This window comes from Micromonospora sp. WMMD961, assembly GCF_029626145.1.
In the GTDB taxonomy this organism is placed as follows: Bacteria; Actinomycetota; Actinomycetes; order Mycobacteriales; family Micromonosporaceae; genus Micromonospora.
Genome location: NZ_JARUBJ010000002.1, coordinates 1,325,509 through 1,347,524, shown reverse-complemented (window position 1 = coordinate 1,347,524; position 22,016 = coordinate 1,325,509). Strand labels below are relative to the sequence as shown.

Below are 22,016 nucleotides of genomic sequence, written 5' to 3'. Positions count from 1 at the left end.
ACGGCCCGTACGCGTGATCGTGCGGCGCTCAACCCCGGGGTGGCTGCCGCGGCAGCCGCATCGGTGCCGGCGGCGGTCCTCGCCGCGACCGCCGCCGGCACCGCGTGGTACGGCCGGAGGCGGGGAAAGGTTCGACGTCAGGACCGGGCGTGACCGTACGCAGTCGTACGCTTGCGCGGCGGACGCCCGGCCGCCGTCGCGATGGCCCGCAACTGCTCCTCGGTACGCGCCGAACCGTTGCCGGAACCGGCCATCCGGGAGATGGTCTCCTCCATCAGCGTGCCGCCCAGGTCGTTGCAGCCGCCCTGGAGCATCGCCACAGTGCCCTCGTCACCCAGCTTCACCCAGGAGCACTGGATGTTGTCGATCCGGCCGTGCAACAGCAACCGGGACATCGCGTGCACCACCCGGTTCTCCCGCCAGGTGGGCCCGGGTCGGGCGATCCCGGCCAGGTAGATCGGGGCGTTGGTGTGCACGAACGGCAGCGCCACGAACTCGGTGAACCCGCCGGTGCGGTCCTGCACACCGGCCAGCACCCGGAAGTGCGCCAGCCACTGCCCGGGATGGTCGACGTGGCCGTACATCATCGTGGAGCTGGACCGGATGCCCAGCTCGTGTGCCGTGCTGACCACGTCGACCCAGGCGGCGGCCGGGAGCTTGCCCTTGGTCAGCACCCACCGCACGTCGTCGTCGAGGATCTCCGCGGCGGTGCCCGGGATGGTGTCCAGCCCGGCCTCGCGCAGCTGGGTCAACCACTCGCGGACCGGCACGCCGGCCTTCGCGGCGGCGGTGACGATCTCCATGGGTGAGAACGCGTGCACGTGCATCTCGGGCACCCGGGCCTTGATCGCGCGCACGATGTCGGCGTACCCGGTGACCGGCATCTTCGGGTCGATGCCGCCCTGGAGGCAGACCTCGCTGGCACCGGCCGCCCAGGCCTCCTCTGCCCGGTCGGCGACCTGGTCGACGGAGAGCCGGTACGCGTCGGCGTCGCGTTCACGCTGGGCGAAAGCACAGAACCGGCAGCCCACGTAGCAGACGTTGCTGAAGTTGATGTTGCGGTTGACCACGTAGGTGACGTCGTCGCCGACCGCGTCCCGGCGAACGTCGTCGGCGAGCCGGCACACCTCGTCGAGCGCCGGCCCGTCCGCGCCGAACAGCGCCAGCGCGGCGTCCGCGTGCCGGGGATCGAGCAGCGCCGCCGGGTCGTCGGCGGCGAGCCTGAGCCCGGCCGCCAGGTCGCGGTCCGCGCCACTCCCGGCCGACATCGGGGGTACGCCCGCACGCCGCGCGGTCGCCTCCGGGGTGACCTTGCCGGCGACCTCGGACCAGTCGCCGTAGACGCTGTCGAAGTCGCCGCGCCGGTCGTCGGTGCGGCCGGTGGTGTCGATGGTGGCGTGCAGGTCGACCCGCCCGCCGAACACCTCCTCCGGCTCCTGCCAGGGGCGGCCCTGCGGCATCGCCGACTCGACCGCCATGCCCGTCGCCGGATCGGCGAGGGCACTGACGTGCGGCAGCAGCCGTGGGTCGAGCCACGGGTCGCCCGCGCGCACGTACTCCGGGTAGATGGTCAACCGCTCCCGCAGGGTGAACCCGGCCCGCTCGGAGTGCCGGGCCAACTCCTCGATCTGCGGCCAGGGTCGTTCCGGGTTGACGTGGTCCGGGGTGAGCGGGGAGACGCCGCCCCAGTCGTCGATGCCGGCCCGCAGCAGCAGGTCGTACTCGCCGGCGATGAGGTTCGGCGGGGCCTGGATCCGGGCCTTCGGGCCGAGCAGCAGCCGGGCCACCGCCACCGTGGCGGCGAGGTCGTGCAGCTCTGCGTCGGGCATGCCGCGCATCGCCGTGTCCGGCTTGGCACGGAAGTTCTGCACGATCACTTCCTGAAGGTGCCCGTACTCCCGATGGGCGCGACGGATCGCGAAGAGCGCGTCCACCCGCTCCGCCGGGGTCTCCCCGATGCCGATCAGGATGCCCGTGGTGAACGGCACCCCGACCCGGCCCGCGTCCTCCAGCACCCGCAGCCGGACCGCCGGCTCCTTGTCCGGTGAGCCGAAGTGCGGACCTCCCGGCTCGGACCAGAGCCGCGTAGCCGTTGTCTCCAGCATCATGCCCATGCTCGGCGCGACCGGCTTGAGCCGCTGCAACTCCGACCAGGACAGCACCCCCGGATTGAGGTGCGGCAGCAACCCGGTCTCCTCCAGCACCGCCACCGCGCAGGCGCGCAGGTAGTCCAGGGTGGAGTCGTAGCCGCGCTCGTCCAACCAGCTCCGGGCCGCCGGCCACCGCTCCTCCGGCCGGTCGCCCAGGGTGAACAGGGCCTCCTTGCAACCCTGCGCGGCGCCCTCCCGGGCGATCGCGAGGACCTCGTCCCGGTCCAGGAACGGCGCGGGTAGCCGATGCGGCACGGTCGCGAACGTGCAGTAGTGGCAGCGGTCCCGGCAGAGCCGGGTCAGCGGGATGAAGACCTTCTTGGAGTACGTGACGACGCCCGGTCGCCCGGCGTCACGCAGCCCGGCATCGCGGACCCCGCCGGCCAGCCGGAACAACTCGTCGAGCGCGTCACCACGGGCGGACAGCAGCGCGGTCGCCTCGTCGACATCCAGCGCCCGCCCGGTCGCGGCCCGGCCCAGGGCCCGCCGCACGCTCGCGTCGCTCGGGCCGGAGTGGTTGCTCGGGCCGGAGTCGCCGCTCGGGCCGGAGCGGTCGCTCAGCCCGGAGTCGCCGCTCGCGCCAGGGTGGATGCGATCAACCATCCGCTCAGCCTATGCGCAGCGCGAGCCCGCTCGACCGACCAGTGCCCGCACCGTGAGAAACGGCCCACCTCGCCTCCCCGCCTGGCTCGGCACCAGCGCGGTGACAGTGTCCAGTCATCCGCTGCGCCAGCACGTCAGCGATCCACCGTTGTGGTGTCAGTGCCCGCTGATCCCGCCGCGCCGGGCGCTGGCGATCCGCCAACGTGGTGATCAGGTCATGAAAAGTAGGTGTCAGAGCGTCCGGGGAGCTACTTTTCATCACCTGATCATGGAGTCAGACTCAGCGGGGCTGTTCGGGGTGCTCTCCGGGCTTGATGCGCTGGGTGCGGTCGTCGTCGGAGTCGGTGGGACGGGTGATCGCCTGCGTCGGGTCTGCGGGGGCCGAGTCGGCGGGGTGCGCGATGGCCTGCGTCCTGTCGGCGGCGGCCGAGTCGGCGGGCTGACGCGGAATGGCCTGCGTGGGATCTGCCGACGGCGGCTGCCCGAACGGCGGCGCGGCCGGGGACGGCGCCGGGTTGACCGGCGGCGCGGACTGCGGGAACGGCGGTGCCGACTGCGGGCGCGGCGGCGCGGACTGCGGTGCCTGGAACGGCGGAGAGGGCTGACCGAACTGGCCCGGGTGCTGCGCCGGAGGGTATCCGCCCGGCTGCCCGGGAGCGGGCCATCCACCCTGCGGCTGTCCACCGGGCTGCCCCGGTGCCGGCCAACCACCCTGCTGCTGCGGCCAACCGGAATGCGGCTGACCGGGCTGCGGCTGACCGTAGACACCCGGCTGCGGCTTGGGCCGCGGCACGTAGTAGTGGGCACGCCACACCGTGTAGACCACCCAGGCGGCGACCGCGAAGATCACCATCCAGGCGAACCGAGTCAGCACGCCGAGGAGCGCGTCGAGGATCTCTGCCTGAGCCAGGCGGCCGACCGTCCAGATCAGCATGGTCAGCGTGCCGAACAGCGCGCTGACCGCGTACTCGACGAGGGCCACCTGCGTGATCAGCTTCGCCTTCGGCAGCACCGGCGAGATGTGCGTGGCCAGCAGCACGGCCAGCAGCGGGAGCGCCACCGCCTCCACCCCGATGAACGAGTAGAAGGCGCTGCCCGCCCGGTCGGTGAAGGAGCTGTAGTCGTTCGGGGCGATCAACCGCAGCAGGCCCACGAAGAGGAACACGGCGTTGGCGCCGAGTAGCGCGAGCGCGGCGAGCTCGCGTAGCGGCTTGGTCAGCTGACGGGCCTGTGTCGCGTCGGTCGGCGCGGGCTCGGCGGGGCTGGTCACGAGCTCCCCCTCGGGGCATGGACGGACAGTGCGCACGTGAGCCTAGTCTCGTCGGTCACCGACCGATCGTAGGCGTCACGTGCGCGAGGATGGTCGACATGCGCATCGTGGTTCTGGCCGGCGGCATCGGTGGCGCCCGGTTCCTGCTCGGCGTCCGGGCGTACGCCCGCGAGGTCGGCGCGGAGGTGACCGCCGTGGTCAACGTCGGCGACGACCTGTGGCTGCACGGGTTGAAGATCTGCCCCGACCTGGACAGCGTCATGTACACGCTGGGCGGCGGCGCCGACCCGGAGCGAGGCTGGGGTCGGGTCGGCGAAAGCTGGACGGTCAAGGACGAGCTGGCCGCGTACGGGGCGCAGCCGACCTGGTTCGGTCTCGGCGACAAGGACATCGCCACGCACCTGGTGCGTTCCACCATGCTCAACGGCGGTTATCCGTTGAGCGCCGTCACCGAGGCGCTGTCCACCCGCTGGGAGCCGGGGGTACGCCTGTTGCCGGCCACCGACGACCGGCTCGAGACCCACGCCGTCGTCGAGGACGAGCAGGGGCAACGGGCGATCCACTTCCAGGAGTGGTGGGTGCGGTACCGGGCCGACATCCCCACCCGCCGTTTCGTGTTCGTCGGCGCGGAGACGGCGAGTCCGGCACCCGGGGTGCTGGAGGCGATCGGCTCAGCCGACCTGGTGCTTGTCGCGCCGAGCAACCCCGTGGTGAGTGTGGCACCGGTGCTGGCCGTACCGGGGCTACGCGAGGCGGTCGTGGACGGCCCGGCGCCGGTGGTGGGTGTCTCGCCGATCATCGGTGGCGCTCCGGTGCGCGGGATGGCTGACCGTTGCCTCGACGTGCTCGGCGTCGAGTGCAGCGCCGCCGGGGTGGGCCGCCTGTACGGAGGCCGGACGAATGGTGGCCTGCTGGACGGGTGGCTGGTGGCCGAGGAGGACGCCGGCACTGTGGTGCCCGAGATGACGGTCCGCGCGGTGCCGCTGCGGATGACCGACGAGGCGGCGACGGCGGCGATGGTCCGCGCCGCGATGGAGTTGACGTGAGGCTGGAGATCCTGCCGGTGCTCGGCATCGGCCACGTGACCGAGGGTGACGACCTGCCGGCGATGATCGCGACGGCGGCACCGTGGCTACGTAACGGTGACGTGCTGGTGGTGACCAGCAAGATCGTCTCCAAGGCGGAGGGGCGGTTGGTCGACGTCCCGGCGGACGGGCCGGAGCGGCTGGCGGCCCGGGACGACGTCCTGGCCGGTGAGACCGCCCGGGTGGTCGCCAGTCGAGGGCCGACCCGGATCGTGCAGACCCATCACGGCTTCGTGATGGCCTCGGCGGGCATCGACGCGTCGAACGTGGACAAGACCCAACTGGTGCTGCTGCCGGTCGACCCGGACGCCTCGGCACGGGCTCTGCGCGGGGCGCTGCGGGAGCGTTACGACCTGGACGTCGCGGTGATCATCAGCGACACGATGGGGCGACCGTGGCGCAACGGGCTCACCGACGTGGCGCTCGGTGTGGCCGGGATGCCGGCCATCCGTGACCACCGGGGCGAGGTGGACCCGTACGGCAACGAGCTGCAGCTGACCCAGATGGCGGTGGTGGACGAACTGGCGGGCGCCGGCGAGCTGATCAAGGGAAAGTGCGACCAGGTCCCGGTCGCGGTGGTGCGGGGCTACCTCTCAACCACCGACCCGGAGGACGCCGCCGGTGCGCGGGCGCTGGTCCGCGACGCCGCCCAGGACCTGTTCTCGCTCGGTACCGCCGAGGCCCGCGCCGCCGGGCTCGCCGACGCCGCCACCCTGACCGACGCGCTCGGCTCGACGCCGGCGGACCTGAGCGCGGTGCGACGGGCGATCGACTCGATCGCCGACGTGGTCGCCCCCGGCACGGTCTTCACGCTGGTCGACGAGGCGGAGGTACGCGCCGGACTGGTCGCCGAGATGCCGGGCTGGCCGGAGGGCGCGGCCCTGGTGCTGGGCTCGGCCCCGACGCCCGTCGAGCCGATCGGTCTGGTCCGCTTCGGTGCCGACCTGCACCGACTGCGCGTCGCGCTGGCCGCCGAGGGTGTCGGGTCGACCCTGTTGCCGCCACCGCCAGGCAGCCCGGCGAGCGCCGCGCTCGCCCTGTGACAGAGGGCCGGGTCAGCCGGACGGTCGCCCCGCTCGCCCGCTGAGACGGCCGGGTCAGGCGTCCAGCCCCGCTCGCCCGCTGAGACGGCCGGGTCAGGCGTCCAGCATGGCCCGGCCGAGCGGCGTCAACGTGTGCAGCACGCTGTTGCGCTCGCGGTGGCTGACCAGCAGGCCGGCGTTACGCAGCACCGTGGCGTGCTGGCTCGCCGCCGCCGGCGAGATGTTGAGCTGACGGGCCACCTCGCCGGTGGTGCATCCCTCGTCGCTGGCCTGCAACACCGCCGCCCGGGTGCGGCCGAGCAGCGCGGCGAGTGAGTCGCGGGCCACACCGGAAGGAGCCGCCCCGACGCGGTCGGCTGGCGCCAGCCCGCCCAGCCGGTCCACCGGGTAGACCAGTACCGGTGGCAACGCCGGGTCGAGCAACGCGACAGGCGTGCTCGCGCAGAAGAACGACGGCACCAGCAGCAGCCCTCGACCGTCCAGGTGCATCTCCCGGCTGTGCGGGTAGTGACGGACCTCGAGCACCCCGCTCTCCCAGCGCATGGCTGGTCGGAGGCTGTTGAGCAGGCCCTCGACACCGCCGTCGAGCAGGGCGCGGGCTCGGCGAGCCCGGTCCGCCGCCACCGCGGCCTGGATCCGGCTCCAGTACGGGCTGATCGCCAACGACCGGTACTGCTCCATCGACTCGGCGAGGTGGTGCAGCACCGCCACCTCGCCTCGGGCCAGCGCGGCGGCCGAGGAGGGCAGCTGGTTCTCGGCGGCGAGCACGCTCAGGTCCCGGTGCAGCAGCTCGGTGGGGGTCCGGCGGAGCGCGTCCAGCCCGGCCTCGAAACCGTCGACGCTGGCGTACGGGGTGAGGAAGTCGGGGAAGTAGCCACGCGGCGGGTTGAGCGCGAACAGCAACCGGAGTTGCTCGGAGGCGACGTCCTGACGCAGCCCCCGGGACACGGTGCGCCGCCAGTGCGCCGTCAAGGGATCACGGTTGCGGCCCTGGAGCACGTGCAGGCTGAGGACCAGTTCCCAGATGGGGTCCGCAGCCGGTGCCACCCTGGTCCGGAGGATGTCGTCCCCAGAAAAGTGGATCTTCAGCATGGTGCGCTCCCGTGTCGCCGGCAGGGGGATGCCTGGTGACCGTTCGACTCTACCTGGCCGGCACTAATCTCCATCTTTAAGCCTGAGCTGAAAAACCTCGACGCCCTCCGGGCCGGTTGGGCATGCTTCCAGTGCTCGAACACGGTGCCGGCGCGTCCTTGACGCTCCCGGCGCCAGGGCACCGGGACCGGGGAGGCCCCGGTGATCGGGCGGCACCACGAGGGTCTGCGGCCCCTTGCTCCGCAGAGGTGCCGCCCGGTCACCCAACGCTCGCACTCGCCCGGCCACCCGAATTCGACGAGTCGCAGGCTCACCGAGCCAGCGTACGGAGCACACGCTCGTACAGTGTCGGGGTGCCCGACACCGCGATCACCGAACCGACCGACCCCGCGACGTACGCGACGCTGCACGCCGACACCACCGCGCTGCTCGACGGCTGGCAGCCCACCCGCCCGGGCGCGGCCCTTGCCCGGGACCGGACCCTGCGCCTGCTCGACGCCGGCCCGGTCGCGATGAGCAGGCAGCACCGCCCCGGGCACATCACGGCCAGCGCGCTGGTCCTCGACGCCACCGGCTCGCGCGTGCTGCTCTGCCTGCACACCAAGCTCGCACGGTGGGTGCAACTCGGCGGGCACTGCGAGCCGGTCGACCAGACCCTGATGGCCGCCGCGCTCCGCGAGGCCACCGAGGAGTCCGGGATCGCCGGTCTGCGCATCGACCCGGTGCCGATCGACGTGGACGTGCACCCGGTGCAGTGCCAGGGCGGTTCCCTGCACCACGACGTCCGGTTCGCCGTGCTCGCCCCGCCGGCTGCGGTGGAGCAGGTCAGCGACGAGGCCGAGGAGTTGGGCTGGTTCCCGACGAACCACCTGCCCGAGCCGCTGGCCGGCGGGACCGTGCAACTGGTCGCGCCGGCCCTCGCAGCCCTCAGACGTAGCCCTCTTCGCCTCGCTCCTTGAGCTCGTCGACCAGGGCCTTGACGTCCTGCGCCCGATCGCGCGGGCAGACCAGCACCGCGTCCGGGGTGTCCACCACGATCAGGTCGCGCAACCCGAGGACCGCCACCAGCCGCCCCGACTGCGGCACGACCACCAGGTTGGCGCTGTCCCGCAGCAGCACACCCGGCTTCGCGTCGGTGCCGAGCACCACGTTGCCCGCGTCGTCGCTCGGGAGCACGTCACCCAGGGTGTGGAAGTCACCGACGTCGTTCCAGCCGAAGTCGCCCGGCACCGTCGCGACCCGACCCGCGGTGGCCGCGCCCTCCATCACCGCGTAGTCCACCGAGATCTTCGGCAGGGTCGGCCAGATCGCGCCGAGGACCTCGTCCTGCTCAGGGGTGCCCCAGGCGGCGGCGATCGCGACGACGCCCGCGTGCAACGCCGGCTGCTGACGGGCCAGTTCGGCGAGGAAGACGTCCACCCGCCACACGAACATGCTCGCGTTCCACAGGTGCCGGCCCGAACGGACGTACGCCTCGGCGACCTCGGCGCCCGGCTTCTCCTTGAACTCGGCCACCTGTCGCCACGGCGAACCCTCGGTCTCCTCGCCGGTCTCCAGGTAGCCGTAGCCGGTCTCCGGGCGGGTCGGGGTGATCCCGACGGTCATCAGCATGCCCTGTTCGGCCCCGCGGACCGCCTCCTGGACCGTGCAGACCCAGCTGTCCGGGTCGCGGATCAGGTGGTCGGCCGCGAAGCTGCCCATCACCGCGTTCGGGTCGCGCACCGCGATCACCGCCGCCGCCAACGCGATCGCCGCGCAGGAATCCCGGGGGGAGGGCTCGACCAGGATGTTCTCCTCGGGCAGACCGGTCAGCTGCCGAGCCACCGCCGCGACGTGCGCGGCACCGGTGACCACAAGGGTCCGATCCGGTGTGGTCAGCGGCGCGAGCCGTTCCACTGTCGCCTGGAGCAGCGAGGCGCTGGTGCCGGTGAGCGGGTGGAGGAACTTGGGGTGGCCGGCGCGGGACAACGGCCACAACCGTGTGCCGCTGCCACCTGCTGGGATGACCGCATAGAGCATCCGCACATCATGCCCGACGAGCCGGCCGGGAGTGGCACGGGTCACCACCCGGCGCCGGAGGGTCAGGAACGGGCCCGACTCCAGGCGGCGATGTGCACCTCGGCGCTGGACTCCCAGGTGAACTCCTTCGCCCGGTCGAAGCCCGCCTTCGCCAGTGACAACCGTCGTTGCTCGTCGTCCAGAAGGGCGGCCAGGTCGCTGGCGATCTGCTCCGGGTCCTCGGAGGTGTACGCGACCGCGTCGCCACCCACCTCGGGCAGGGACAGCCGGGGAGTGGTCAGCACCGGGGCGGCGCACGCCATCGCCTCCAGGATCGGCAGACCGAAACCCTCACCGTAGGACGGGTAGGCGGCGACCAGGGCGCCACCGAGGAAGCCCGGCAGGTCGGCGTAGCGCAGGTAGCCGGGGCGCAGCAGGCGCAGGTGCGACGGGACCTCGGCCACGGCGCGGTCGATGTCGTCGTCGTGCCCCTGCCCACCGGCGATCACCAGGGCCGGCGGGTCGGACCGGTCGGCCACCGCCCGCGCCCAACCACGGATCAGGTTGGGTACGTTCTTGCGCGGCTCCTTGGCACCGAGGAACGCGACGTAGCTGCTGTTGCCGAGCCCCAGCCGGGCCCGGACGCGGGCTTTCTCCTCGTCGGTGGGAGCGTGGAAGGCAGCCTGGTCGACACCGTGGTAGGCCACGTCGATCCGGGTCGGGTCGGCGTCGAGCAATCGGATCAACTCGTCCCGGGTGGCCTTGCTGGGCACGATCACCCGGTCGGCGCGGCGCAGCGAGGTCTTGATGGCGCTGCGGAAGAACGTGCGGCGGGACTTGTCGTAATGCTCCGGCTCGGTGAAGAACGTCGCGTCGTGCACGGTCACCGTGACCGGGCAGCCGGCCCGCAGCGGGCAGGTGTAGAACGGCGAGTGCAGCACCTGCGCACCGACCTGCTGGGCGAGCAACGGCAGGCCGGTCTGCTCCCAGGCGAGCCGGGCCGGGCGGTGGGCCACGGCGGCCGGGGCAGGGATGATCTCCGCGCCGGGCAGCATCCGGGTGTAACGCTCCAGGTCGGTGCGGAGGCTGACCACCGCCAGCTCCACCCCCGACCCGCACACCTTGCCGAGGGCACCGAGCAGACCGTCGACGTAGCGACCGACACCACCACGGTCGGCGGGGACACTCGTGGCGTCGATGAGCACGCGGGGCGGGCGACCGGCGGTCACGGGGCGACTCCTTGCACTGGCGGGTCTGTGGGGAAAAACACTCCGGGGGCCAAGCCTACGCCGGAGCGCGGGGGCGGCGCTGACTGCGACCCGACGGTACGCCGACTTGTCATCGCCATCGAGTACGGCCGGCAGGGGCGTATCGTTCGCGCCGATGGCCGACAATATTGCCCGGGTCTTCGCCGATGCGATCGCGACCAACCCGACCAGACCGTTGCTCACCTGGTACGACGACGCCAGCGGTGACCGCACCGAACTTTCCGGCGCCACCCTGGCGAACTGGGTGGCGAAGACCGCCAATCTTCTCGTCGACGAGGTCGGCCTCGCCCCGGGCACCCCGGCCGGCGTGTTGCTGCCGCCGCACTGGCAGGCCGCGGCGGTGCTGCTGGGTTGCTGGTCGGCCAAGTTGAACGTCGTCGACACACCGGGCGACGTGGACGTGCTCTTCGCCGCCGTCGACCAGCTCGACGAGGCGGAGTCCTGGGCGGCCGACGAACGGTACGCCCTCGGGTTGGCCCCGCTCGCCGCTCCACTACGGCAGGTGCCGCCCGGGTTCGCCGACTACGTCGTGGAGGTACGCCGACACGGCGACCACTACACGCCACAGCCCGGTCCGGGCCCCGCCGACGAGCGCCTGCTGACCCGGGCCGAGGCCCGTGCCGACGAGCTGGGCATCGAGCCTGGGGCACGCGTCCTGGTCGACGCCACCCGCTATCCCGACCCGGTCGACTGGCTCCTGGCCCCGCTGACCCGGGCCGCCACAGTGGTCCTCTGCGCCAACCCGGACCCAGCCCGCCTCGCCACCCGCGTCACCACGGAAAAGGTCACCCGCCCCCTCCCGTAACAGCTTCCCAGCCCCGCCCAGCCCCGTCCCCGCCCCACCCCAGCCCCGTCCCGCCCCACCCCAGCCCCGTCGATCATGGAGTAGTGGTGGGGAATTCCTGATGCTATGCCCGTTTTGCGGGGCACCACAACTCCATGATCAACCGGGTGGAGGGTCGGCGGGGTGGCGGGCGGGCCGGACGGAGGGCGGTGCGGGACTGGGCTTTAGGCGGAGGTGCGGGACTGGGCCAGGGCGGCGAACGCGGTCAGCGACTCCGGGTTGGCCAACGCGCCCTTGGCCGCGGCCTGGTCGACCGGGGTGCCGGTGAGGATCTTCTTGACCGGCACCTCCAGCTTCTTCGCCGACAGGGTTCGGGGGACCGAACGCACCTGGTGGATCTCGTCGGGCACGTGCCGGGGCGAGAGGGCGGTGCGAAGTTCACGACAGATCGTCGCGCGCATCGGATCGTCCAACTCCAAGCCGTCGGCCAGCACCACGAAGAGCAGCAGCTCACCAGCGCCACCCTCGTCGTCCTCCAGGTGCACGACGACCGAGTCGAGCACCTGGTCCAGCCCTTCGACCACCGAGTAGAACTCGGCGGTGCCCAGCCGCACCCCGCCCCGGTTCAGCGTGGCGTCGGAGCGTCCCGTGATCACGCAGCCGCCCCGCTCGTTGATGGTGATCCAGTCGCCGTGCCGCCAGACGCCCGGATAGACGTCGAAGTACGCCTCGGCGTAGCGGACGCCCCCCGGGTCGTTCCAGAAGCCCACCGGCATGCTCGGCATCGGCTCGGTGATCACCAACTCGCCCAGTGCACCGATGACGGGGGTGCCGTCGGCAGAGCGAGCCTCCACCTTCGCGCCCAGGGCACGGCAGGCGATCTCACCCGCGTACACCGGTAGCAGCGGCACCCCACCGACGAAACCGGTGCACACGTCGGTGCCACCGGAGAGCGACTGGAGCTGCAGGCGGTCGCCGACAGTCTCGTACACCCAGTGGAAGCCCTCGGCGGGCAGCGGCGCACCGGTGGAACCCACACCGCGCAGCGCGGACAGGTCGGCGATCTCCCGGGGGACCAGCCCGGCCTTGCGGCAGGCCAACAGGAAGGGGGCCGAGGTACCGAAATACGTGGTGCCGGTCTCCGCCGCCAGCCGCCACAGCCCGCCCAGGTCAGGGTGGCCGGGATTGCCGTCGAAGAGCACGATGGTCGCGCCCACCGCCGGGCCGGAGACCAGGAAGTTCCACATCATCCAGCCGGTGGTGGTGAACCAGAAGAACCGGTCCGCCGGGCCCAGGTCGTGGTGCAGGGCCAGCATCTTCAGGTGTTCCAGCAGGATGCCACCGTGGCCGTGCACGATCGGCTTGGGCAGCCCGGTGGTGCCTGAGGAGTAGAGCACGTACAGCGGGTGGTCGAACGGCACCGGCGTGAACGTCAACGGCTCGTCGGTCGGCGCGGCCAGCTCGGCCCAGCCCAGCGCACCGTCCTGCGGTGCGGCCCGCGGGTCGAGGTAGCCGATGCTGACGGTGTGCCGCAGCGACGGCAGGGCGGCCCGGATCGAGGCGACCTCGGCGCGGCGGTCCACCGGCTTGTCGCCGTACCGGTAGCCGTCCACGGCGACCAGCACCGTCGGCTCGATCTGCTGCCACCGGTCGGTGACACTTCGGGTGCCGAACTCGGGCGCGCAGGACGAGAAGATGGCGCCCAGGCTGGCGGTGGCCAGCAACAGGACGTACGTCTCCGGGATGTTCGGGGCGTACGCCGCCACCCGGTCACCGGCGGTGACGCCGAGCCGGCGCAGCCCGGCCGACACCCGGCGTACCTGCTCGCGCAGCTCCCCGGCGGTCAGCGTGACCGGCGGTCGGGTCTGCCCGTGCGCGATCACCACCGGGTCGTCCTCGACACGCCCCGGCATCCGCAGCACGTTCTCCGCGTAGTTGAGCGTGGCCCCGGGGAACCAGCGGGCCCCGGGCATCCCCCGTTCGGCAAGGGTGGCGGTCGGCGGGGTGTGCGCGATCACCTCGAAGTGATCCCAGATGGAGCGCCAGAACCCGTCCAGATCGGTGGTGGACCAGCGCCAGAGCGCGTCGTAGTCGGCGAAGTCCAGCCCCCGGTGCTCCCGCAGCCAGCGCAGGTAGCCGCCGATCCGGGACCGCTCGCGTACGTCCGCTGGCGGCGCCCACAGCATGTCACCCACTGGTCCACCCTCCCCCTGGCCCGGCACGACGTTGTGAAATGGGCCGTGGCGCCATCTTGCCCTACCTCGAAGCGCCATTCTGCGCACCGGGTACGCCATCCGACGCGTGCCCGTCCCACACACCACCCCGCCGACCCATGTGGGCGAAGGAAGGGCCCCTTACTAACGCTAGGCGTTAGTAAGGGGCCCTTCCTTCGCCCTCAGCCGGCGCGGTGGGCCTGGATGGCGCGGCGGCGGGCGAGGCGGTGCGCCCGGCGGATCTCCGCCTCCTTGTACCGGCGCTCGTCCTCCGCCGTCTCCGGCAGCACCGGGCGGACCGCCCTCGGCGCGCCGCCGACGTCCACACCGACGAAGACCAGGTACGCGGTGGCCACCCGGACCGCCGCGTCCTCGGCCGAGTCCCACCGTTCGGCGACCACCCGCACACCCACCTCCATCGAGGTCTGGCCGGTCCAGTTCACCTGCGCGTGCGCGTGCACCAGGTCACCGACGCGGACCGCCTCGGAGAAGACGATCTCGTCGATCGCCGCGGTCACCGCCGTTCCGCCGCTGTGCCGGGCCGCGGCGGCACCCGCGACGTCATCGACGAACTTCATCAGGACCCCACCGTGCACGGTGCCGTAGAGGTTCACGTCCACGGCCGTCATGATCTTGCTCAGCGTGACGCGCGAGTACGACGTCGGCTTGCCGATCGGAGCGGCGGAGAGGTGCTCAGTCATGTCGAAAACGGTACGGTGCGCGGATGCGACATCTCTGGAGCTTCCTCGCCGGGCTGGTGGTGGCGCCCATCACCTGGGTGCTGGTCACACTGGGGCAGGACGGGTCGAGCCGGACGGTCGACCGCTGGGTGGAGATCGGCACGTTCAACACCGCCAACCTGATCGAGCCGGCCGTGTACCTCGGTGTCGGCGGCGTCCTGTTGGGCCTGCTCGGCACGCTGCGTTTCTCACCGCTGGGCCCACTGGTGGCTGGGTTGCTGCTGGTCACCCCGTACATCGGGATGTTCGTGGCACCCTTCTCGGTGCGGGATGCGATCCCGCACGGGTGGAAGGTGCTCGGCGATCCGCTGCCGCTGCGGCTGCCGGTGGAGAACGGCACGCTCTTCCTGGTCGGCCTGCTGCTGCTGATGGCGACCTTCAGCATGCAGCGGTGGCGGCAGTGGCCCAGCCCGGCGACCGAGCCGGCCGCGACGCCGGCCCCCGTGCCGGACGGAGGCCCCGGCAAGGACGACGTCACACCGACCGACTGGCCGCCGGCCACACCGGCGGACCGGGACACCGCACCCCTCACGCTGGGTTACCCGGCTGATCCGACGCCGACCGAGCCGCTGCCACGCCGGGTCGGTGGGGAGTCACCCTGGTCCGCCCCACCGCGTGGTCAACCCCGCCCCGAGGACACCACCGAGATCCGCTGAATCGTCGGGCGGGCCGGGTGACCGGCCCGCCCGCTGTCTCGCCGAGCGAGACACCCGCCCTAGTGCAGCGCGACCGCCAGATCCGGGTCGACCGTGCCGAGGCTGGCGCGGGGAACGACGAGGAGCATGACCACCAGCGCGGCGGCCATGCCGCCCGCGATGACGACCGCCATCGGTACGCTCCCGGTGCCGAACAGGCCGGCCAGTGGCGCCGACACCGCGCCGATGCCGAACTGCACCGCGCCGAGCAGCGCCGCGGCGGTGCCCGCGGCCTCGCTGTGCCGGCTCATGGCCAGCGCCGGGGCGTTCGGCAGGGCGAGGCCGGCGGCGGCCAGCACCAGCCACAGTGACGCGAGCAGGGTGCCGAGGCCACCGAAGCCGGTCGCCGCGAACATGATCAGCAGCAGCCCGGCCGCCGTTCCGGCGATCAGGGCGCTGACCAGGATCTGCTGCGGGGTGTAGCGGCGCAGCAGCCGCACGTTGAACTGGGTGGCCCCGATCAGGCCCACCGCGCCGGCCCCGAAGGCGATGCCGAACTGCTGCTCGTCCAGGCCGTACTCCTGCTGGAGCACGAACGACGAACCCGAGACGTACGCGAACAGGGCCGCCATCGCCAGGCCGGCGACCAGCACCAGGCCGACGAATGCCCGGTCGTTGAGCAACCCCCGGTAGTCGCGCAGGGTGGCGCTCACCCCGCCGTGCCGCCGACGCGTCACCGGCAGGGTCTCCCGGAGCCGGAACGCGGCCACGACGATCAGCAGCGCACCCAGCACCGCCAGCGCGGCGAAGACGCCCCGCCAGTCGGTCCAGCTCAGCAGGGCGCTGCCGAGGGTCGGCGCGAGGATCGGCGCCAGCCCCATGACGAGCATCAGCCGCGAGAAGATCCGGGCGAATGAGGCCCCGCTGAACAGGTCGCGGACGACGGCCGTGGCGACCACGGTGGCGGCTGCGACACCGAGCCCCTGCAGGACGCGCAGCGTGCCGAGCACCGCGATGTTGGGCGCGAAGACGCACAGCACCGAGGCCACGATGTGTGCGGCCAACCCGGCCAGCAGCGGAGCCCGCCGTCCGACCACGTCGGACAGCGGACCGATCAGCAACTGACCCAGGGCGAGACCGACCAACGTGCCGGTCAGCGTCAACTGCACAGCGGTCTCGGTGGTCTGCAGACCTGCCGTGATGGCGGGCAGCGCCGGCAGGTACATGTCGATGGTCAACGGGCCGATGGCGATCAACGCGCCCAGCACGAGGACGAGTTGCACCCGCTGACGGTTGGTCATCAGATCGCCGGGCAGGACGCCCTCGGTCGTCGTCGGATCTGCCGTACGGGTGCCGGGTCCGGTCTCTTCCACGGACTGCTTCATCAACTCGATCTCTCTGTGGAAGCGGGTATCTCGTCACACGCGGCGCGGAGCGTCGGCGCACCCGCAGGAACAGCGGGCATGGTGTGGGAGGCGAGGACGTGACGAGCAGGGTTGCGGTGGGGGTGAACGCGTGCGAGGCGGACGACGTTCCCAGTGTGTGGGGAGTCACGCCACGGCGGATCGCCGTCGACGGGTGTCGGGTGTGACGGCGGTCACGGTGCAGCGAGAACCGCAGCAGGGGTACGCGTCGTCTTGCCTTTCGTGAGACGGAGTCTGGACGGGCTCGACGAGGGCGAACTGCTCCGCCGGGTCGCTCGGGGCGACCGGCGCGCGTTCGACGCGCTGTACCGGCGTACCGCCCCCTGGTTGACCGCGCGTCTGCGCCGGCGCTGCGCCGACGAGGACGTGGTGGCCGAGGTGTTGCAGGAGACGTACCTGGCGGTGTGGCGGTCGGCCGGCAGTCAGGCGCAGTCGTCCTCCACCTCCGGCAGCGCCGTTGGCTGGTTGTGGACGATCGCCGCCCACCGGCTGATCGACGCGTTCCGCCACCGGGCTCGACGTGAGCGGATCCCGGCGGTGCAGACCTTCGAGACCGTCGCCCCGGCCGCCGAGGAGGAGGCGCTGGCCGGGGGGATGGACGCCAACCTCGAAAAGGCCCTGCAGGCCCTGGCCCCGGAGCTGCGACAGGTGCTCCGCGCCATGGTCCTCGACGGGTTGACCGCCCGAGAGACGTCACTGCTGCTCGGCATGCCGGAGGGGACCGTGAAGACCCGCGCGAGACGGGCCCGAATCGCACTCCGGGAGGCGCTGTCATGACCACTCATCCCACGCCCGCTCTCATCTCCCACTACGCCTCGGGCGGAGCCGGCGTCGACGACGCGACCATCTGGGCGGTGGAGGCACACCTGGAGACCTGCACCGGCTGCCGGGCGCTGCTGACGGATGCGGTCGACCCCGGCACACGCGAGCTGCTGGACCGGGTGGCCGGCGTGGTCGCCGCCCAGATGGCCACCGGTCCGGGGCCGGTGCGTCGTCGGCGGCTACCCCGTACCGGGGTCGCCGCACGAATCCTGCCCTGGCTCGCCACCGCCGCCGGACTGATGCTGGCCGCGTTCCTCTTCGAGAGGAGCTTCGCCAGCCTGCCGTCGCTGGTGCTGCTGGTCGCGCCGGTCGCGCCGCTGCTGCCGGTGGCCGCCGTCTGGAGCCGGCGAGTCGACCCGGCCTGGGAGCTGGCGGCCACCACACCCCGTACCGGCCTGCCGCTTCTGATACGCCGCACGTTGGGGGCGCTGGTCGCGGTCCTGCCGGTGCTGGCGGTGGCGGGCTGGGGCACCGGGCACTCCCCCGGCCTCTGGTTGCTGCCGGCTCTGGGCTTCACCGCCGGAGCGTTGGCGCTGGGCACCGTGATGGGGATCGACCGGGCCGCCTTCACGTTGGCGCTCACCTGGTCCGTGGGTGTGGTGGCGCCGAGCCTGGTCGGCGGGCGACTCCCGGCCGTCCTCGCGGGCAGCAGCCTGACCGGTTGGGCACTCACCACGGTGCTGTTGCTGGCCGTGGTCCTCGTCCAGGCCCGATGGCGCTCGCAGCTGCCGACCAACACCTTCCGATGACGAGATCCAGCCAGGACCGAATGGAGACATCATGATGCGTACGGTCAGCGTGGCGGAGACCGCGCCGTCGACCTACCCGTGGGCGGTGCACGCCGAGGCGTTGCAGGTCAAGGCCGGCCGACACCTGGCGGTCAACGGTCTGGACCTGTCGTTGGGCATCGGCGTGCACGGGCTGCTCGGCCCCAACGGCGCCGGCAAGACGACGTTGATGCGGGCCCTGGCCACCGTGGTGAAGCCGTCCGCCGGCCGACTCACACTGCTCGGCGAGGACGTCACCGCCGGCGCGGACCTGCGCCGGGTACGACGTGGCCTGGGCTACCTGCCGCAGCACTTCGGCTTCTACCCGCGCTTCACGGTCCGGGAGTTCGTCGAGTACCTGGCCTGGCTCAAGGAGATGCCGAAGGCGGTCATCCCCGGCGCGGTGCAGCGGGCCATCGAAAGGGTTGGTCTGGCGGACCGCGCCGACTCCCGGATGAAGACGCTGTCCGGCGGGATGCTGCGCCGCGCCGGCATCGCCCAGGCGATCGTCAACGACCCGGAGGTGCTGCTGCTCGACGAGCCGACGGTCGGCCTGGACCCGGAGCAACGCCTCGACTTCCGTGAGCTGCTGCGCGAGATCGGCCTGGACAGCTGCGTGCTCGTCTCCACCCACCTGGTCGAGGACGTCGCGGTGGCCTGCACCGACGTGGTGCTGGTCAGTGAGGGTCGGTTGGTGTGGCAGGGCAGCACCGGTGAGCTGGCCGCGCAGGGCGGCACGGACGACGCCGGCGACAGCGCCACCGAACGCGGCTACTCGTCGGTGCTGCGCGCCTACCGTGGGCGGGTGTCGGCGTGACCGGCCGAATCCTGCGCATCGAGCTGCGCCGGTCGGCGGCTCCCGGTGTCGCCCTCCTGTCACTGGTGACCGGCACGGCGCTGGTGCTCACGTCCACCGAGTTCTACGCCGGGCGGTGGATGCAACTGGCGATCACCGCACGGACGATGCTGATGGTGCTGCTGCCACTGGCGCTGGCCGGCGGAGCGTGGCTGGGTCGCCGGGACGCACGGCACCGGGTCGACGAGTTGTTCGCCAGCACCGTCCGGCCACGATGGCAGCGTGTCGGTCCGGCCGCGGGCGCGCTCGCCGGCGCGGTGGCGACCGCGTACCTCCTGGTGTTTCTCGTCGCGGCCGGATGGGTGGTGCGGACGGCGGGCTACTTTCCGGCCAACGCGATGGTCGTGATCGCCGTCGGCGTTCCGGCGTTGATCGCCGCGGCCTGGCTGGGCATGGCCGCCGGCCGGGCCGTACCCCGCCTGGTCACCGCACCCCTCGTCGCCGTGCTCGGCTTCGTCCTGGTCGGTCTGGTCCCGGAGTGGGTCATGACGGTCGACACCGCGACGACTCTCGCCCGGCTCCGGCCGGAACCGTCGGCGGTGCTGCTCGTTCCGACCTTCAGCGGCGGCGTGGACGACTTCCAGACGGTCACCAACCGGGTCAGCCTGCTCCAGATGGTGTGGCTGGTGTCCCTCGCCGCCACCGGGCTGCTGCTCCTGGGCGCGGTCCGGCGTCGGGCCATCGCGTTGGCGGTGCTCCCCGCGGTGCTCGGCGCCGCCGTCACCGTGCCGCTGCTGCCGGTGGGCGGAACCCGTGGCGCGGTCGTCGCCGACCCGGTCGCCGTCGAGCTGGTCTGCGACAACGACGGCCCGCAGGTCTGCGTGACCCGCGCACACGCCGGGGTGCTGCCCGACGTCGTCGGCCCGGCCCGGGAGGCCCTGGCGGTGATCGCGGCGAAGCTACCCGACGCCCCGGTCCGGGCGGTGGAGACCCAACAGGTCGCCTACTGGGCGCAACTCACACCCGATCTGTCACCGCCCCGGCACCCCGGCGACACGCTCGTCTTCGAGACCCCGACGATCAACCGCACCGGAGGCGCCGACCTGTCCGACGGTGACTTCGTGCCGTCCCTGCTCCGGGCCGTCTGGGAGCAGGAGTGCGGCGAAGGGTCGGAGGACGACGAACCCCTCGCCCGGAGGCTCGCCGCCGCCTGGCTGAGCGACCAGCCACCGGCCCTGGAGTCCTGGTGGGATCGAACGGACGCCGAACGGGCGCAGCGCGCGTACCAGGCGTTGGTGGGCCTGCCGGAGGCCGAGCAGCGGCATCGGATGGCGGCGGCACGCGACGCTGCGTTGGACTGCCGGACCGACGCCCTGCTGGCGCTCCTGCCCGAGGAGAAGCCGTGAGATGGATTCAGCTCTACCTGCGCTCCCGTCGGGTGCCCCTCGCCCTGGGCGTCGCCACGGCGGTGATCGTGCTGGCGTGGGTGCTGTCGTCGACCTACACGACCTCGGCGACGATCAACGCGCGTACGGCCAGCCTCACCATCATGCTGGCGGTGGTCGCGCTCGGGGCCACCCTGAACGGCGCCGACGACGCCCTCGACCACACCGCTTCGGTCAACTGGCCGCTGCGGCGAGCCGGGCACCTGCTCGCCGCCGCCGCAGTGATCACCGCCCTGCTGTCGCTCAGCACACTCACCGACGCGCGCTACGAACCGCTCGCCCTCGTGCTGCGCAACACGGCCGGCCTGCTCGGGCTGACCGCGCTCGGCACCGCCCTGTTCGGCGCCGCGCTGTCCTGGGTCGCCCCGCTCACCTGGACCCTCGTCGCGGTCCTGCCGTTTCTCGGGCCCAGCAGGGACGTACGGGTGCAGGTCGCCAGTTGGCTGATCCAGCCCGCCGGCGCCACGGCTGCCACCGCCTGCGCCACCGTGCTGGCGGTGACCGGCCTGCTGGCGTACGCGCTGCGTGGCGGCCCTCTGCGACCCGCCACCGAGACGACCTCCGACCGGTGACGAGACCGTCGATGGTCCGGCACGCCGACGTCGGCGCACCGGATCACCGACGGCGTCGGGGCCTAGACGACGCCGGCCAGCAACTGCCGGGCCATCACGATGCGCTGCACCTGGTTGGTGCCCTCGTAGATCTGGGTGATCTTGGCGTCCCGCATCATCCGCTCGACCGGGTAGTCCCGCGTGTAGCCGTAGCCACCGAGCAGCTGCACCGCGTCGGTGGTGATCTCCATGGCGGCGTCGGAGGCGAAGCACTTCGCCGCCGCGCCGAAGTAGGTGAGGTCGGCGTCGCCCCGCTCGGACTTGCCGGCGGCCGCGTACGTGAGCTGCCGGGCCGCCTCCAGCTTCATGCCCATGTCGGCGAGCATGAACTGGATGCCCTGGAACTCGGCGACCGCCTTACCGAACTGCCGGCGCTCGGTCACGTACCCCTTGGCGTAGTCGAGCGCGCCCTGCGCGATCCCGACGGCCTGCGCGGCGATGGTGACGCGGGTGTGGTCCAGGGTCTTCATCGCGGTGCCGAAGCCGGTGCCCTCCGCGCCGATCATCCGGTCGGCCGGGATCCGCACGTTGTCGAGGTAGACCTCGCGGGTCGGCGAGCCCTTGATGCCGAGCTTCTTCTCCGGCGCGCCGAAGCTCACCCCGGCGTCGGACTTCTCGACCACGAAGGCGGAGATGCCCCGGGACCGCGCGGACGGGTCGGTGACGGCGAACACGGTGTAGAACTCGGACACCCCGGCGTTGGTGATCCAACGCTTCACCCCGTTGAGCACCCAGTGATCCCCGTCACGCACCGCCCGGGTGGTCATCGACGCCGCGTCGCTGCCCGCCTCCGGCTCGGAGAGGCAGTACGAGAACATCGCCTCACCCGCCGCGACCGGCGTCAGATAGCGGCGCTTGATCTCCTCGGAACCGGACAACAGCAGCGGCATCGTGCCAAGCTTGTTCACCGCCGGGATCAGCGAGGAGGACGCGCAGGCGCGGGCGACCTCCTCGATCACCACGGCGGTGGCCAGCGCGTCAGCACCCGCGCCGCCGTACTCCTCGGGGATGTGGGGGGCGTGGAAGTCGGCCGCTCGCAGCGCCTCGTAGGACGCCTTGGGGAACTCCCCGGTCTCGTCGGCCTCGGCGGCGTGCGGGGCCACCTTCGCCTCGCAGACCTCCCGGACCGCCTCCCGGATCGCCACGTGCTCCTCGGGCAACCGGTAGACGTCGAACGACTCCCCTGCGGCCATGTCGGCCCCTCCCCTTCACCGCTATCATGCGCAGTCTGTGACGACTCCTGACCGCTGACCGCGCAGACTGAAGACTA

At 72.2% G+C, this 22,016-nt stretch carries 19 protein-coding genes; 10 read left to right on the top strand and 9 right to left on the bottom strand.

All coding sequences use genetic code 11. The features are described 5' to 3' along the window. Positions 1-137: 137 nt before the first annotated feature. Both O7614_RS06495 and O7614_RS06490 read right to left on the bottom strand, forming a co-directional pair. A complete protein-coding gene (locus O7614_RS06495; RefSeq protein ID WP_278137570.1) occupies positions 138-2,753 on the bottom strand; it encodes a bifunctional FO biosynthesis protein CofGH in 2,616 nt (871 codons plus the stop codon). Between the two features lie 280 nt (positions 2,754-3,033). Next, the gene (locus O7614_RS06490; RefSeq protein ID WP_278137569.1) at positions 3,034-4,023 is read right to left on the bottom strand and encodes a hypothetical protein; all 990 of its coding nucleotides are present in this window, start codon (positions 4,021-4,023) and stop codon (positions 3,034-3,036) included. Between the two features lie 98 nt (positions 4,024-4,121). On the opposite strand from O7614_RS06490, the gene cofD reads away from it, so the two are divergent. Next, a complete protein-coding gene (gene cofD / locus O7614_RS06485) occupies positions 4,122-5,069 on the top strand; it encodes a 2-phospho-L-lactate transferase (RefSeq protein ID WP_278137568.1) in 948 nt (315 codons plus the stop codon). Next, entirely contained in the window at positions 5,066-6,151 is a 1,086-nt protein-coding gene (locus O7614_RS06480; RefSeq protein WP_278137567.1) for a coenzyme F420-0:L-glutamate ligase, read from the top strand. The genes cofD and O7614_RS06480 overlap by 4 nt, the downstream gene beginning before the upstream one ends. A gap of 93 nt (positions 6,152-6,244) precedes the next feature. On the opposite strand, the gene O7614_RS06475 is transcribed toward O7614_RS06480, so the two are convergent. Then, positions 6,245-7,243, bottom strand: coding sequence for a winged helix-turn-helix domain-containing protein (locus O7614_RS06475; RefSeq protein ID WP_278137566.1), 999 nt, complete (start codon positions 7,241-7,243; stop codon positions 6,245-6,247). A 368-nt stretch (positions 7,244-7,611) separates the two neighbouring features. Between O7614_RS06475 and O7614_RS06470 the strand changes: the two genes are divergently transcribed. Then, complete coding sequence (locus tag O7614_RS06470; protein WP_278142175.1) at positions 7,612-8,202, top strand: NUDIX domain-containing protein; 591 nt, start codon at positions 7,612-7,614, stop codon at positions 8,200-8,202. Here O7614_RS06470 and O7614_RS06465 read toward each other — a convergent pair. Together O7614_RS06465 and O7614_RS06460 are read right to left on the bottom strand one after the other, a co-directional pair. Further along, the gene (locus O7614_RS06465; RefSeq protein WP_278137565.1) at positions 8,171-9,262 is read right to left on the bottom strand and encodes a sugar phosphate nucleotidyltransferase; all 1,092 of its coding nucleotides are present in this window, start codon (positions 9,260-9,262) and stop codon (positions 8,171-8,173) included. The two genes, O7614_RS06470 and O7614_RS06465, sit on opposite strands and share 32 nt — an antisense overlap. Before the next feature lie 62 nt (positions 9,263-9,324). Then, positions 9,325-10,470 (bottom strand): glycosyltransferase family 1 protein, encoded by a 1,146-nt coding sequence (locus O7614_RS06460; RefSeq protein WP_278137564.1) that lies wholly within the window; start codon positions 10,468-10,470, stop codon positions 9,325-9,327. A gap of 154 nt (positions 10,471-10,624) precedes the next feature. Between O7614_RS06460 and O7614_RS06455 the strand changes: the two genes are divergently transcribed. Beyond that, entirely contained in the window at positions 10,625-11,314 is a 690-nt protein-coding gene (locus O7614_RS06455) for a TIGR03089 family protein (protein ID WP_278137563.1), read from the top strand. Positions 11,315-11,517: 203 nt separating this feature from the next. Here the strand turns inward: O7614_RS06455 and O7614_RS06450 are convergent, their stop codons facing one another. Then, on the bottom strand, positions 11,518-13,488 hold the full coding sequence (locus tag O7614_RS06450) for an acetoacetate--CoA ligase (protein WP_278137562.1): 1,971 nt from the start codon (positions 13,486-13,488) through the stop codon (positions 11,518-11,520). A 200-nt stretch (positions 13,489-13,688) separates the two neighbouring features. Beyond that, positions 13,689-14,207 (bottom strand): hotdog domain-containing protein, encoded by a 519-nt coding sequence (locus O7614_RS06445; protein ID WP_278137561.1) that lies wholly within the window; start codon positions 14,205-14,207, stop codon positions 13,689-13,691. A 23-nt stretch (positions 14,208-14,230) separates the two neighbouring features. On the opposite strand from O7614_RS06445, the gene O7614_RS06440 reads away from it, so the two are divergent. Beyond that, on the top strand, positions 14,231-14,902 hold the full coding sequence (locus O7614_RS06440; RefSeq protein WP_278137560.1) for a hypothetical protein: 672 nt from the start codon (positions 14,231-14,233) through the stop codon (positions 14,900-14,902). 59 nt (positions 14,903-14,961) lie between these two features. On the opposite strand, the gene O7614_RS06435 is transcribed toward O7614_RS06440, so the two are convergent. Continuing rightward, a complete protein-coding gene (locus tag O7614_RS06435; protein ID WP_278142174.1) occupies positions 14,962-16,182 on the bottom strand; it encodes a multidrug effflux MFS transporter in 1,221 nt (406 codons plus the stop codon). Between the two features lie 345 nt (positions 16,183-16,527). Here O7614_RS06435 and O7614_RS06430 point away from each other — a divergent pair, with 345 nt between their 5' ends. From O7614_RS06430 to O7614_RS06410, 5 genes are read left to right on the top strand one after another with little or no spacing between them, the layout of a single operon-like run. After that, positions 16,528-17,082, top strand: a complete 555-nt coding sequence (locus O7614_RS06430) for an RNA polymerase sigma factor (protein ID WP_278137559.1) — start codon at positions 16,528-16,530, stop codon at positions 17,080-17,082. Next, positions 17,079-17,876 carry a hypothetical protein gene (locus tag O7614_RS06425; protein ID WP_278137558.1) on the top strand — a complete coding sequence of 266 codons (798 nt, stop codon included), beginning with the start codon at positions 17,079-17,081 and terminating at the stop codon, positions 17,874-17,876. The genes O7614_RS06430 and O7614_RS06425 overlap by 4 nt, the downstream gene beginning before the upstream one ends. 34 nt (positions 17,877-17,910) lie before the next feature. Continuing rightward, a complete protein-coding gene (locus O7614_RS06420; protein WP_278142173.1) occupies positions 17,911-18,711 on the top strand; it encodes an ABC transporter ATP-binding protein in 801 nt (266 codons plus the stop codon). Beyond that, a complete protein-coding gene (locus O7614_RS06415; RefSeq protein WP_278137557.1) occupies positions 18,708-20,096 on the top strand; it encodes a hypothetical protein in 1,389 nt (462 codons plus the stop codon). The genes O7614_RS06420 and O7614_RS06415 overlap by 4 nt, the downstream gene beginning before the upstream one ends. After that, on the top strand, positions 20,093-20,707 hold the full coding sequence (locus tag O7614_RS06410; RefSeq protein WP_278137556.1) for a hypothetical protein: 615 nt from the start codon (positions 20,093-20,095) through the stop codon (positions 20,705-20,707). The genes O7614_RS06415 and O7614_RS06410 overlap by 4 nt, the downstream gene beginning before the upstream one ends. Before the next feature lie 62 nt (positions 20,708-20,769). Here O7614_RS06410 and O7614_RS06405 read toward each other — a convergent pair whose 3' ends face one another. Then, positions 20,770-21,939 (bottom strand): acyl-CoA dehydrogenase family protein, encoded by a 1,170-nt coding sequence (locus tag O7614_RS06405; protein ID WP_278137555.1) that lies wholly within the window; start codon positions 21,937-21,939, stop codon positions 20,770-20,772. Positions 21,940-22,016: the final 77 nt, after the last annotated feature.